The following is a 12,991-nucleotide window of genomic DNA, read 5'->3' as shown; positions in this document are numbered from 1 at the left end:
GACATGCCGTAGCGCTTACCGCCTGTTCTTGACTAAGATGAGAAGCAGGCGTTAAAGTTTGGTTAAAGGAAAGCCTCTAACCATTCTTTCTGTTAGAAATAATCTTTGGAGTATTATTGAAATTGCTCAAATATACCATGCAATCCAATAAATTTTATTTTTAGCGCAGGATCATGCCTTAGAACAGTCTCAAGTGAGTTCCGCTCATAAATTATTGATTGTGCTTGTATTGAGCCGTTCCATGATGGCAAAAGCAATAAAGCTGATGTTTCCAAATCAATGCCCCACCAATCGTTAACATAGCAATTTAAAAAATCAACAAGAGCCTTAATCGCAATAAAAGCATCTTTTTCAGTATATGTTTCAGGATCGAGGGATATACCTGATACATTACTTTTAGCTTGTTCGGAATTAATATTAGACTGGTGTTGATAAGCAATTTTTCCTTCACCCGGTTTAGTTTCTATTGTATCAGTGAAAATTTTAATCTTGGGATGCACCAATGCATTTCGTTGTGCTATTAATTCTTTTATTATTTGTGTTTGAGTGGTTCCGCGAGGTAAAGATATGTCTTTATGCCATTGAAGAGTATAGTCAAATTTATCAAGTGAAGAGAACCTGTCAATTTGATCTTTTAACTTTTGCGTTATTTCTATAGAAGATAAAAATGAGTTAGCTGCAGCCTCAATAGCGTAGTTAATTGAAAGTACACTTGATTTGGCAAGTGTTTTTTTGATGTGCAATTTTTTTGTTGCAACTGATAATTCATAAAGAGTTATTGCATCAGAAAAAAGCTCAAAAAAGCTGTTCTTGGTTATTTCAACTTTTCTTTTCACACGCAGTCCTCTGCATAAAAAAATAAAACAATATAGACAAAATACAGTTTCCTATAATCTTTATATTCTACTAATTGTTGATATAAATGGCTATCGAGAATAAGAACTGGGTTTAGGGAAACCACCTCTGACGACGACAACAACAATTGCAACTTGAGATTGACCTGTTGGATGAGTGAATACTTCAATATCATCCTCCATTACTCCCACCGGCGCTGATTTTGACGTTGATTCCAGAACAACCAAAATACCGATGCGCTTACCTAATCCAATGGCATAAGCTGCTGTTTGATCGAAATATTTTTGAAAATCCTTGGGGAAAAGAACCTTATTATTTTCAACTTTTAGTTCTATCGGAATGTCTTCAAATGTAAGATCCGTTATCCCGCCAGCAGCCTCTGGATGGCCTTGTAAATTCTCGCCAATCTCATTCCTACTTCTAAGCATTTCGGCTATTTTACGCTGAAATTTTTGCTCTGATGTGCCAGCAATAAATAAACTAGCTTTAAAAGCTTGTGCTGCAACATTTCCTAAGCCGCCAAGTATAACCATTGTATTAGCAATGTCATCTGAGTGTAATCCAGGGAAAGCTCTTAATATGTTACGAATTTTTATAAGATGCCTATCGACGTTTGAAAATCCAGTTAATGGAGCTTGAGCGGAATCACTCCCTTCAAGTAGTAAGCGCCTATGTCCTACGATAGCAATATTTTGGCAATTACTTAAATTGTCAAACTCGGCAGCATATAGGAATTCGTAAGGTCTCGAGCCAAATGAATTTGCCACTTCCAAGACGACACGACCGATCCCCTTCAGTGTGAAGGGGCCTTCCCCCTCTGGTTTCTCAAATCTAAAATCAGGCAACCAGTCTCGCTCACGAGCATCAATTGTCACTGGCTTTAATGAGAGGAAATTTGCACTTTTTGGCCAATTTGAAACCCTGACCTCTATGTTAAGGTCATAAGCCGTACCCGGCTTAAGATAATTCCATTGCTGAGCTGGTTCCCCATCAATATCAAACTTTAGAAATGCAACTGTTGATTCTTGTGTTTTATTCTCTTTTGTCCCTTTACTAGATATTCCTTGCCTAATCCCCTCAATATTTTTATCGCGAAGATTTGCGAATAAGAGTAGAGGCAATGACCAGCTTGTTAACTGGTCTTGTATTTGTTTTAATGAATCTAATTTATTGATTGAACGGACTTGCTCTATAAATTCAATAAATTGTTTGTTCTCCGAGAGACTCGTCGTCATGTCGATCTCTGATGCTTTTAATTGTGCTGAATATAAAAACCTTTGAGCATCAGTCTCAGCATTACGTATAGCATGTTTCCACTCAGCTAGAGATACAAATATAGTCATTGCTATGTAATATGCACGATATTGATCTTCAACATATCCCTGACCGAGCTCATCGAGCGTTTCATTGAGCTTTTGACACGCTTCTTTAAGTTTCACCAAGTCATTCGGAATGGACTTGAGTGCACCATCCAACGCTGCTGCAATCTCAACTCTCGGAGAAAAAGCTTGGCGGAAAATCTCGAAATTTGGCTCGTTCTTCATATTCTTTCTCCAACTCAGCCGTAAGGCCATTCCATTTTTCAATTGAGTCATTATAGGGTTCGCAAACACTTATGGCATGTTCAATACTAGCTGCTTCTGTAACTAAAGCAGCCTTAAGTTTCCATTGTGTATTTCTTTCATCATTTGGAATTTCTTCCAGTAGTTCCTTTAAACAAACATTTGCAGTTACGTTATCACCACACTTGCTTAACGCAGTCACGTACACTAATGCTTCAATAAATTGTTGAGGTTTAAATGGTTTCAGAGCATTAAATGCTTTTTGGAGATCGTCTTTACAATTTCGAAGCTCATCATGTGGTGCTCTTAATATCACTGAGATGCAGTCATCAATAGAAATACTGCGAGTATACTTATCCTGAATTGCTTTGAGTGCGACTTTGACAAAACCGGGAATATCATCAAAATGGAAACGCAATCGATTGATAGCATCATAAAGTGCACTTCCTTCTAAGATTAATAATATATTAGAAAGAAGCAATCCAATTTTTCCCTTTCTCTCTTCATCTGATAAGCAAAGAGAAGAAAAAACGTCAATGCATTCTACAATGAAATTATCTTTTTTATCTTGTTGAGTATAATAGCAAATTAGATTCCACAGCTGGGATCTCACAAGTCCCCGTTTCTCCTCAGGAAAAGATCTACGGCTCAAAGCGCGAACAGCATACTGATGCACCATAACATATTGATCTAATAGCAAAACTGAATATGCTTCGAAGAATAAATCTGGGAAATTCTTCACTAAATCATAGGGAACATTTTCCCACGCTTGTACGGCACGTGCTCGAATCAATGTGCTCTCATCCATAAGAGCACGATACCAATCAGAGAGCACTAGTGTTAGGCTGTCAATACCAGTTAATAACTTAGAAACATGGGCAATCATGTTCCCACGCATTTGAGTTTGTTCTTCTGGTAAGCTTCTATAGAGCTGAAGAAAATCATCGATTCCTTCACTCCCTCTAGATTTAGCTCCAATCGCAGCCCATTCAATCAATGCACCCTGTAAGCCATCAATAGCATTACGCTTATTACTTTTATCTAAATGATCTAGAAAACTCTCATTTATTTCTATGATTTTTTCTTTATTCAACGCCTCAAATTTCTCGCTTAGCGTTGCTGCCGCTCCGATCAAATCGTCAAAATTATCAACTGCAAGCTCAGTAAATTCGTCCCAAGAGTGTCTAAAGAATTGTCCTGCATCATCCATGCTATCCTCTGGATTTTCCACTGCAGCCCAGAGTAAACGTCTAAAAGCTATTTTTTGCGTCTTTCCTATTTTACTTTTTTTTCTATAGTTATTTCGTAGTACAGATCTGTAAGCTCTATTGGCCTCATGTCTCCCAATATCATCTTTGTCAGCAAGATAGGATTGAATAACTTTATCGCTTTCATCGGGAAATCTATCTAAGCATTTCGTAGCAGCCTCCCGAAGAAAGAAAAGAATGCTGCTATCTCTCCGTTCCTCCGGGAGTAGAGTCCGTCGACGCATCAGCTTAGCAAATATACTTCTAATATGTCTTAGAAGCAGCTCATCATCATCCGATGCAATAATTATCTCAATAGCAAATTGAAATTTTCCCCGGTGAGTATCTTTTATGTATTCATCAACAACATCACAGATATCAGCTTGTCTTTTTTTAAAAAGTGACTGAATGGGGCCTTTATTAAGTACTTTTCGCTCAAATGTACCAATCATCATTCCAGGAGGAGATTCAACAGCCATTCTAACAAAGTGGTAAAGGACTTTTAAGAAATCATCTTCAGATAGATTCTCTGCTTCCAAAAGGATTGCTTCTATAGCAGGTGGACAATATTCGAAGTTGTTTATTAAATATACTGAAATTGCCAGTTTTTCCGCTTGTGATAATTCAGTTCTTATTAAAGCTTTTGCTGCTGGCATTGAATATGGTAATTTCTCATGTAACACTGCAGGCAACAAGTGTTCAATTATTTTACTTGTAAATGTCTCAGGTGCCAGATTAGCAAGTTGTTCCAAACGGGGATCGTTGTTTTCTATATCTTCTTGATCGAGTTCATCAAGCAAATCAAGCACAAACGTTTCTTCTAGAGTAAGTGAAAGACGTAATACTGCTCGTTCTTGTTGTCTATTGAGCTGCTTCTGCTTTCTCTGCCTTTCTTCTTCTTTGCGAGCCAAATTTCGTTCTTCGGCAGATTTTTCTCTTGGGCCTACAAACTCTAAAATATTGGGAAATCCCACCGGAACCCGTTGATTACAATGTTTACAGTTCTGTTTATAGAAGCTGTAAACCGAGTCTTCCAGAAGCCAGCTAGGCATTGAACTTTGCTTAACAAATTTGCATTGAACTCCCATGTGACCAATGGGTAACCCTGTTTCAGCCTCAATCATGCCTCTCCCCTCTGATCGAATGAATTCAGAGTGAGAACACCAGTTACGAAGTAGGTGTACAGCACGGAGATTTCGTTGACCAGCTTCGATTGCCTCTTCAAATCTTTTTTTATCTTCAAAATCATCCATTTAGATAACCCCTTTATAAGGAATATGTACTCATCTAAAATGCTGCAACCGGATTATTATACCTAAAACAATGAATGCTGTGTATTATGAAATGTGATATAAGTCAATTAGTTACATATAAAAACCAACTCACATCCAAAGGGGTAGTATTTCGAGGTTTGTAGCATCATTAAATGTGAACTTATTTATCGCCCCCTCAAGTTAATCAATAAATAAGTTATAATTCACATATTCTTCTGGAATTTAGAAACCTTATATCTAATAGTTGAGGAAGCTAATAATCAATTTGAGTGTAATTCATAAAAAAATAATTATTATTCACAGCCCCTCCATTATGGAGGAGCAATAATTGTATATATAGTTTTCCTGTATTCCTAACGATCCAGTTAGGCTTAGAGAAATCTAATTATGAAGCACTCCTGAGAGCCCCCCTTCCAACTTTATCAATATAATCCGCATACCACTGCATCATCTCCCTCCTTCCTTCCAGATACAACGCATGGTTATACGTCCCACGAATTGCATTCTTATCGACATGCGCAAGCTGGGTTTCAATCCATGCCGTATTGAACCCTTCCTCGTGCAAAATCGTACTCATCGTGTGGCGGAAACCATGCCCCGTTACCTTCCCCGTATATCCAATCCGCTTAAACACCTGATTAATACTCGCTTCACTCATCGTCTTGCGGGGATCATTACGTCCCGGGAACACCAGTGGATATTGCCCTGACATCACTTTGAGTTGCTGTACGATTTCCAGCGCTTGGGTAGAGAGGGGGACAAGGTGAGGCCGTTTCATCTTCATACGCTCTGCAGGGATTTCCCACACCGCTTTCTCAAGATCAAATTCACTCCAGAAAGCACCTCGGAGCTCGCCAGTACGAACTCCTGTAAGGATCAGCAGATGAGCGGCAAGAACAACTAACGGGCTTCCTGTGTAGCCTGCGAGAGCTTTAAAGAAGTCTGGTAACTCCTCAACAGTAAGGAAGGGATAATGCTTCGATTCATGCCCTGACATTGCGCTGGTTAGATCCGCTGCAGGATTATATTCCGCACGACCGGTAACGATGGCGTAACGAAAGACTTCACTGCAACGCTGGCGAACCTTCTTGGCCTTCTCTGTCGCGCCACGGCTTTCCATTCGACGTAGCACATTCAGCAGAACCAAAGGCTTGATGTCATTCACCGGCAGTTGGCCAATATAAGGGAAAATATCTTTATTGAAGGCTTCGATAATGTCGGATGCATAGCCTTCTGACCACCGGCTCACCTTCGTACCGTGCCACTCAAGCGCCACAGCCTGAAACGTATTATTGAGCTGCACATCGCGAACCAGCTTTTCTTCTTTCTTTGCAAAAGACGGATCGATACCCTCGGCCAGCTTTTTCTTAGCTTCATCACGCAGTGCCCTCGCTTGTGCAAGGGACACTGTCGGATAGACACCAAAAGCCATACGCTTCTCTTTTCCATTGAAGCGATATTTCATCCGCCAGTATCGAGAACCAGAAGGAACAACTTCAAGATACAAGCCTGCACCATCTGCTAGCTTGTAGGCTTTCTCTCTGGGTTTAGCTGCATCTACCTGTCGCGCATTTAGCTTCATTGGGGGCATCTCCCTGGACCGAACACAGAATGCCCCCACTTATGCCCCCAACTGCGACTTGATTTCGGTTGAGTCCAGTTGATAACAGGAGATAAGATACGGGCCAGAAACCGCAGTATACGGGCTTTTAGTTGATTTCGGTAGACTTGGGAAGAGTTTGAAATGGTGCCGATAATAGGAGTCGAACCTACGACCTTCGCATTACGAATGCGCTGCTCTACCAACTGAGCTATATCGGCCCTGAGAGGCCGGTTACGAGTGTAACCACGGGGCAAAAGGTTAGATCTATCCGGGTGATGCGTCAATGCCCTTTTGAATCAAACGGCTATTTTTGCATCACCCGTAATTATTTACGCACGAATCGTATCGTCACCAAAGCCGATCCACTTGTAAGTGGTCAGTGCTTCAAGGCCCATCGGGCCGCGCGCGTGCAATTTCTGCGTGCTGACAGCCACTTCTGCGCCCAGTCCGAACTGACCACCATCGGTGAAACGCGTTGAGGCATTGACATATACCGCTGAGGAATCCACTTCGTTCACGAAGCGATCGGCATTGCGCAGGGTGCGCGTCAGGATCGCGTCAGAGTGCTGCGTACCGTGTTCACGGATATGTGCAATCGCGTCGTCGAGATCGGCAACAATCTTCACATTCAGATCCAGAGACAGGAATTCATCGTCATACTGCTCCGCTTTTACTGGAACCGCAGTCGCCGGGCCATCCTTCAACAGCGCCAGAGCGCTGGCATCAGCGTGCAGCGTCACGCCGCTTTGCGCCATCTGTTTGCTTAGTGCTGGCAGGAAAGTGCTCGCAATGCCCTGATGCACCAGCAGCGTTTCCACGGTGTTACAGGTGCTTGGGCGCTGGGTTTTCGCATTGACGATAATCTTCAGCGCCGGTTCAATCTCTGCACTGTCGTCAACGACGATATGACACACGCCAATACCGCCGGTAATTACTGGAATGGTCGACTGCTCGCGGCAGAGCTTGTGTAACCCCGCTCCCCCACGTGGGATCAGCATGTCGATGTATTTATCCATGCGCAGCATTTCGTTCACCAGCGCGCGGTCCGGACTCTCGATAGCCTGGACGGCACCCGCCGGTAAACCACACTCTTCCAGCGCCTGCTGAATAACCTTTACCGTCGCAGCATTGGTACGCCAGGTCTCTTTCCCGCCGCGCAGAATGGCGGCGTTGCCGGTTTTCAAACACAGAGAGGCGACATCAACGGTGACGTTTGGGCGAGCTTCATAAATCACGCCGATTACGCCAAGTGGCACACGGCGACGCTCAAGACGTAAACCACTGTCGAGCAGACCACCGTCAATCACCTGCCCAACCGGGTCGGCGAGATTGCAAACCTGACGGACATCATCAGCGATGCCTTTCAGACGTGCCGGCGTCAGTGCCAGGCGGTCAAGCATGGCCTCGCTCAGACCGTTTATACGTGCCTCAGCCAGATCCTGTTCATTAGCTCGCAAAATCTCAGCAGATTGCGATTCCAGATAATCAGCGATTTTTTCCAGCACGCGGTTTTTCTCGCGGCTGGAAAGGAGCGCCAGTTTGTAAGAGGCGGCTTTCGCAGCTGCGCCCATTTGTTCCAGCATTTTCTGGCTCCTTAACGAATAATCATGTCATCACGATGCACAGCAACCGGGCCATACTCATAGCCGAGGATGGCGTCGATCTGCTGCGAGTGGTGACCGGCAATGCGGCGTAAGGCATCACTGTTATAGCGACTTACACCGTGGGCAATGTCGCGACCTTCAAGGTTACGGATGCGGATCACTTCACCACGGGAGAAGTTGCCTGTCACGCTTTTAATTCCTTTAGGAAGTAATGAACTCCCTCGTTCCAGAATCGCGGCTGTCGCCCCTTCATCAACGACGAGTTCACCAGCAGGAGGCGCACCAAATATCCAGCGTTTACGGTTTTCCAGCGGGGATTCCTGCGCGTGGAAACGGGTGCCGACGGAGATACCTTCCATCACGTCGCCAATCACACCTGGGCGGCTGCCCGCCGCAATAATGGTGTCGATACCGGCGCGGCACGCTACGTCAGCGGCCTGCAGTTTGGTGCCCATGCCGCCAGTTCCCAGGCCAGAGACGCTGTCGCCAGCGATAGCACGCAACGCATCGTCAATGCCGTGAACATCGCTAATCAATTCAGCTTCAGGGTTAGAGCGCGGGTCGGCAGTAAACAGACCCTGCTGATCGGTCAGGAGCAGTAGTTTATCGGCACCGGCCAGAATCGCGGCCAGCGCTGAGAGGTTGTCGTTGTCACCCACTTTGATTTCAGCGGTGGCAACGGCATCGTTTTCGTTAATGACGGGAACAATATTATTGTCCAGCAACGCGCGCAGGGTATCGCGGGCGTTCAGGAAACGCTCTCTGTCTTCCATATCCGCACGCGTCAGCAGCATCTGCCCGACGTGGATACCATAAATAGAGAACAGCTGTTCCCAGAGTTGAATCAGTCGGCTTTGTCCCACGGCGGCCAGCAGCTGTTTAGAGGCGATCGTCGCGGGGAGTTCGGGGTAGCCAAGGTGTTCACGCCCGGCGGCAATCGCCCCGGAGGTTACAATCACAATACGATGCCCTGCGGCATGTAACTGAGCGCACTGACGTACAAGCTCAACAATGTGGGCGCGATTTAGGCGGCGCGATCCGCCTGTTAAAACACTGGTACCGAGTTTTACCACCAGCGTCTGGCTGTCACTCATGATTCTCTGCCGTTCAACGATAAGGGAAAGTAATGTCAAACGAACGTTTTAACAGGAGTCAGCCCCGTTGCCAACTGCCATAGCACATCACGAAACACTTTATTGCTCGGGATCAGGAAGCGTAGCGGCAAAGTTTGACAATTTTATTACTGAAATAATAAATCACAGTTTTTTAAAATTATTCTTAGTTTGTCATAAAAGTTTCACTCCAGAACGATAAAACCCTTCCTGTTTTTTCACGGGACTTAAGCATGAGCTTATCGTCCAGCGAATTTTTTAGCGCGTTTATAAGACAGGATCGAAAATGAAAAAGAGCACTCTGGCATTAGTGGTTATGGGCGTCGTGGCTTCTGCATCTGTTCACGCAGCTGAAGTTTATAATAAAGATGGTAATAAACTGGACGTGTACGGCAAAGTTAAAGCCATGCACTACATCAGTGATGATGCCACCAAAGATGGTGACCAGACTTACGTTCGTTTCGGTTTTAAAGGCGAAACACAGATTAACGATCAGCTGACGGGCTATGGCCGTTGGGAAGCTGAGTTTTCAGGCAACAAAGCAGAGAGCGATTCTACTCAGAAAACACGTCTGGCGTTTGCCGGTCTGAAACTGAAAGACTTCGGCTCTCTGGATTACGGTCGTAACCTGGGTGCCCTGTATGACGTGGAAGCCTGGACCGATATGTTCCCTGAGTTCGGCGGTGACTCTTCCGCGCAGACCGATAACTTCATGACCAAACGTGCAAGCGGTCTCGCCACATACCGCAATACCGACTTCTTCGGTGCGATTGATGGTCTGGATATGACGCTGCAATACCAGGGTAAAAACGAAAACCGTGACGCCAAGAAGCAGAACGGTGACGGCTTTGGTACTTCTCTGACGTATGACTTCGGTGGCAGCGCTTTCGCCATCAGCGGCGCCTACACCAACTCTGACCGTACCAATGCTCAGAACCTGCTGACTCGTGGCCAGGGTGACAAAGCAGAAGCGTGGGCAACCGGTCTGAAATATGATGCTAACGATATTTATCTGGCAGCAATGTATTCAGAAACTCGCAATATGACGCCAATTTCTGGTGGCTTTGCGAATAAAGCTCAGAACTTTGAAGTTGTCGCACAATATCAGTTCGACTTTGGCCTGCGTCCGTCCCTGGGTTATGTCCAGTCTAAAGGCAAAGATATCGAAGGTATTGGTGACGAAGATCTGGTGAAATACATTGATGTTGGCGCGACCTATTACTTCAACAAAAATATGTCTGCGTTTGTTGATTATAAAATCAACCAGATTGATGACAATAATAAACTGGGCGTGAGCAGCGATGACATCGTTGCCCTGGGGATGACTTACCAGTTCTGATTATGAGAAATAAAAAAACCGGCTTAATGCCGGTTTTTTTATTGGTCGGGATTAATGCAGTATGATGCCCTCCCTCACAAGGAGAGGGAGAAAGCCATCAGGCAGTCAGCTTCACCGCTTCGCTGGAGAAGTCATCCGCTGGCTCGAACTTGAGATCCAAAGTAGCCAGCAGTGCGCTTGCCTTGTCCTGGAACTCTTTCAGGGTATATTCCAGGCGGTCAATCACTTCCTGATCTTTAATGGAGGTAGCCTGCCATTTGCCGTCTTTATTAAACAGGCCAAACTGGTAGCTATATGTAAAACGTTTTTCCTCTGCTTCCATTTCCATCCACCAGCCCCAGAATTCACGTTTTTCGGGTGCAGGCTTCACGTTGACGCATACAGCCAGACAGTCGAAAAAAAAGCGATTCTCTTCACACTGCTCTTCTCGAATATACGGGCCAAGAGCCATAAATTTCTTAATCAGTCTACTTTTCGGGTGTCCACTCGGTAACGTCATTGCGATCTCCTTTTGTGAAGCCACTGTTTTACCAAACCAGAAAAATTTAGCAATCTATTAACACAATCTCTGAGCGATCCAGCGCGTGATCTCTTTCAAGGCTTTGTCAAAATTCTGATAAACCGGGCTGAACGGCACCTCAAGTAATTTACCATCCGCAGATGACGAAGTGATTAAGCGGGACTCTTCTTCCGGACTAAACGGATCGTTTTTCCAGAAACCCGATAGCATCGGTGTTGGACACCGACGCCCCAGCAGACCTTGCGTTTTTAACGAGTAACGATTGAGTTCAACACGTAGCGCTTCGTCTGACGCATCATGCATGCCAAGACGGCTGGCCAGCACATCCAGATACATTTCGGGTACGCTGCCCTGACGTGCGGGATCGCTTAATAGCGCATGAACCACCGGGCCAAGGCACGCAACGGCTTTAAGGCGGGATGATTCAATGTAAGCCAGACGCACCGCGACGTTCGCCCCGAAACGGAAACCGAATGCAGCAACACGGGTGTGATCCACCCACGGAATATTCTCCAGCGCTTTAAGCGCATGCTGGTGCAGCAAACTGGAATCCTGAGTCAGTTTCCACTTGGATGAGAAGCCAATTGAGGGCATATCAAGCGTCAACATCGCAATCCCTTTTGGTGCGAAGTAACGCTCATACAGGCTGTAATAGTCGATCTGCAGTGAATCCAGCCCACCGCACATGAGTACGGTCGGGAACGGACCTTCCCCTTCCGGCATATGCAGGAATCCGGTAACGGACGCCCCGCCAGGAATGGTGAATTCCAGTTCGCGCATCCGCCCCGGCAAGCGTTGAGCAGCCTCTTCATAGGCACGATTCGCCAGCGCCTGGGCCTGTTCAGCCAGCTCGTCTCCTTTTAAGTGCGGATACGCGGCAATGCCATAGAGGTTTGCAGCATGCAGCCAGTGCTTCCCGCTGGTCGTGGCGTCCTCTTCCTGGCTGGCTTTTTGCTGCCAGAGCATCGCCTGTTTAGACCACTCGTAGATCCAGTTACCGCCGCGGTAACCCACTACCGTATCGTAAAGTTCGCTGTCGGTGCGCTCGGCGTCACTCATCACGATCCGCGCCTGCACGTCGAGAATTTCACGGGGGTCAATACCTCGCCAGATCCACATCAGGCGGTTAATCATGCGATACCAGTGGGGCACGTTTTTACCGTCTAATGCTGACTGGATGGCAGGCATGGTCCCCGGATTAAAGCGGCGCACCAGGGTCGACGTTTCGGGGTGTTTGAAACGGGGTTTGAAGAGAGTCTCGGTGAGATTCGCCTGCGTCATTTACGTTGCCTCCATGAATCGTCATATAGAGACTATTGTAACGCGCGTCAGACTAAAAAAAACAACGCCCGGTATCACCGGGCGTTAAAATAATGTCGGTTCGGAATTAACGACCGGAGATAGGTGGTACAAAGACCACGCCCATATCCCATGGCTGTTCAATCCAGGTGTCCTGCGGAATATCGATCACATAATCGTCAACCAGAGGACGACCTGCAGGCTTGGCGAAAATAGTGACGAAGTGGGCTTTTGGATACATTTCGCGAATGGCCACCGCAGTACCACCGGTATCCACCAGGTCATCAATAACGATGAAACCTTCACCGTCGCCTTCCGCGCGTTTCAGCACTTTCAGCTCACGCTGGTTGTCATGGTCATAGCTGGAGATGCAGACGGTATCGACATGACGAATACCCAGCTCACGAGCCAGAAGCGCCCCCGGTACCAGACCGCCGCGGCTAACGGCAATAATGCCTTTCCACTGTTCGGAAGGCATCAGACGCGCAGCCAGTTTGCGGGCGTGAATCTGCAACATGTCCCAGGTGACGACGTATTTTTCGCTCATGTGAAGTGTCCCAGCCTGTTTTTATACGG

General features: G+C 45.9%; 10 protein-coding genes and 1 tRNA gene. 1 reads left to right on the top strand and 10 read right to left on the bottom strand.

Annotated elements, in window-relative coordinates:
* Window positions 1-113: 113 nt before the first annotated feature.
* The 7 genes from HED65_RS06090 to proB all read right to left on the bottom strand — a co-directional run bounded on the left by HED65_RS06090 (window position 114) and on the right by proB (window position 9,239).
* Window positions 114-836 (bottom strand): hypothetical protein, encoded by a 723-nt coding sequence (locus HED65_RS06090; RefSeq protein ID WP_114977854.1) that lies wholly within the window; start codon window positions 834-836, stop codon window positions 114-116.
* 90 nt (window positions 837-926) lie between these two features.
* On the bottom strand, window positions 927-2,399 hold the full coding sequence (locus HED65_RS06085; protein WP_114977853.1) for a hypothetical protein: 1,473 nt from the start codon (window positions 2,397-2,399) through the stop codon (window positions 927-929).
* Window positions 2,344-4,917, bottom strand: coding sequence for a hypothetical protein (locus HED65_RS06080; protein WP_114977852.1), 2,574 nt, complete (start codon window positions 4,915-4,917; stop codon window positions 2,344-2,346). The genes HED65_RS06085 and HED65_RS06080 overlap by 56 nt, the downstream gene beginning before the upstream one ends.
* Window positions 4,918-5,323: 406 nt before the next feature.
* Window positions 5,324-6,520: a tyrosine-type recombinase/integrase gene (locus HED65_RS06075; RefSeq protein WP_114977851.1), complete on the bottom strand. Its 1,197-nt coding sequence runs from the start codon at window positions 6,518-6,520 to the stop codon at window positions 5,324-5,326.
* A 163-nt stretch (window positions 6,521-6,683) separates the two neighbouring features.
* Window positions 6,684-6,759: transfer RNA gene (locus tag HED65_RS06070), tRNA-Thr, on the bottom strand.
* A 111-nt stretch (window positions 6,760-6,870) separates the two neighbouring features.
* Window positions 6,871-8,124 (bottom strand): glutamate-5-semialdehyde dehydrogenase, encoded by a 1,254-nt coding sequence (gene proA, locus HED65_RS06065; RefSeq protein WP_114977850.1) that lies wholly within the window; start codon window positions 8,122-8,124, stop codon window positions 6,871-6,873.
* 11 nt (window positions 8,125-8,135) lie between these two features.
* Window positions 8,136-9,239 (bottom strand): glutamate 5-kinase, encoded by a 1,104-nt coding sequence (gene proB / locus HED65_RS06060; protein WP_023334621.1) that lies wholly within the window; start codon window positions 9,237-9,239, stop codon window positions 8,136-8,138.
* 304 nt (window positions 9,240-9,543) lie between these two features.
* On the opposite strand from proB, the gene phoE reads away from it, so the two are divergent.
* Entirely contained in the window at window positions 9,544-10,596 is a 1,053-nt protein-coding gene (gene phoE / locus HED65_RS06055) for a phosphoporin PhoE (RefSeq protein WP_114977849.1), read from the top strand.
* Window positions 10,597-10,693: 97 nt separating this feature from the next.
* Here phoE and crl read toward each other — a convergent pair whose 3' ends face one another.
* From crl to gpt, 3 genes are all read right to left on the bottom strand, one after another.
* Window positions 10,694-11,095, bottom strand: a complete 402-nt coding sequence (crl, locus tag HED65_RS06050) for a sigma factor-binding protein Crl (RefSeq protein WP_114977848.1) — start codon at window positions 11,093-11,095, stop codon at window positions 10,694-10,696.
* Window positions 11,096-11,152: 57 nt separating this feature from the next.
* A complete protein-coding gene (gene frsA, locus HED65_RS06045) occupies window positions 11,153-12,397 on the bottom strand; it encodes an esterase FrsA (RefSeq protein ID WP_114977847.1) in 1,245 nt (414 codons plus the stop codon).
* 106 nt (window positions 12,398-12,503) lie between these two features.
* Entirely contained in the window at window positions 12,504-12,962 is a 459-nt protein-coding gene (gene gpt / locus HED65_RS06040) for a xanthine phosphoribosyltransferase (RefSeq protein WP_003863205.1), read from the bottom strand.
* Window positions 12,963-12,991 lie beyond the last annotated feature (29 nt).

Origin of the sequence: Pantoea sp. LS15, assembly GCF_012241585.1 — a bacterium.
In the GTDB taxonomy this organism is placed as follows: Bacteria; Pseudomonadota; Gammaproteobacteria; order Enterobacterales; family Enterobacteriaceae; genus Enterobacter.
The sequence above is the reverse complement of the archived record's forward strand: the minus strand, read 5'-3'. Positions and strand labels throughout refer to the sequence as shown.